A 1,330-nucleotide genomic window follows, 5' to 3' on the forward strand; every position below is an offset into this window, starting at 1 on the left:
GCCTGAATCTTGAGCCGGGAACCAAGATCGCTCTGCTGGGCAAGAACAGCGCCCACTGGATCCTGTCCGATCTGGCCGTCATGATGGCGGGGCATGTCACGGTGCCCTTGTATCCCACCCTGACCGGCGACGGCGCCAGGCAAATTCTGGAGCACAGCGAATCGAAGCTGGTGTTCGTGGGGAAGCTGGACGATTGGGGGGAACTGAAGAATGGCATACCCAAGGGCATGCCCATCATCGAGCTACCCCTGGCCCCTCCTACCGGCGCGCCCAAGTGGGAGCAGATCGTGGCGGAAACCGAGCCCCTTGAGGAAAACGTCTTCCGGGATCCCGGCGAACTGGCCACTCTAATCTACACCTCGGGCACCACGGGCACACCCAAGGGCGTGATGATCAATTTCAGTGCGATGATCGATGCCGCCAAAGGCGCGGCGGATAGGGTGGAAATCAGCTCCAATGACAGGCTCATTTCCTATCTGCCGCTCGCCCACTGCTATGAGCGGCTGGCCGTGGAATCCAGTTCCATTTTCAATAACATCCACGTGTTTTTCGCGGAGAGCCTGGACACCTTCGTCGCCGACCTGCAGCGGGCTCGCCCCACTTTTTTCTGTTCCGTGCCCCGGCTGTGGGTGAAGTTCCAGGCCGGCGTCTTCGCAAAGGTTCCCAAGGACAAGCTGGAGCGGCTGCTGTCCATTCCCATCGTATCCTGGCTGGTGCGACGCAAGGTACTGAAGGGACTGGGCCTGGACAAGACCCGGGTGGCCATCTCCGGCGCCGCACCGTTGCCCGAGGAAGTAATCCTCTGGTATCACAGCCTGGGCCTGGAACTTCTGGAGGCATACGGCATGACGGAGAACTTCGCCTATTCCCATGGCAATCCGCCCGGCGACATCCGAGTGGGAACCGTGGGAACGCCCGCGTCGGGCGTGGAAACCCGCATCAGCGAGGAGGGGGAAGTGCTCGTCAAAAGCCTGGGCACCATGATGGGATACTACAAGGCCCCGGAAATGACCGCGGAGGTGCTCACCGAGGACGGGTTCCTGCGGACGGGTGATCTCGGGGTGATCGACGAGGACGGCTACCTGCGCATCACCGGGCGGGTGAAGGAACTGTTCAAGACCAGCAAGGGGAAGTACATCTCCCCCTCCACCATCGAGAACCTGCTGATGAACCATCCCCTGGTGGAACAGGCCTGCGTGTGCGGCCTGGGCTACGACCAGCCCTTCGCCCTGATCATGCCCAGCGAGGAGGTGCGCCGGGACATGGCCGACGGAACCGGAAAGGAGCGCATCGCAGGGGAACTGGAAAAGCTGATCGAGCAGGTCAATGC

At 61.7% G+C, this 1,330-nt stretch carries 1 protein-coding gene; it reads left to right on the forward strand.

The window, feature by feature from the left end:
• Positions 1-2 precede the first annotated feature (2 nt).
• Positions 3-1,330, forward strand: a 1,328-nt coding sequence (locus tag FVQ81_18575) for an AMP-binding protein (GenBank protein ID MBW7998536.1), incomplete at its 3' end; no start/stop codon positions are given.

The sequence above is a fragment of the Candidatus Glassbacteria bacterium genome (genome assembly GCA_019456185.1).
GTDB lineage: Bacteria > Gemmatimonadota > Glassbacteria > GWA2-58-10 > GWA2-58-10 > JAJRTS01.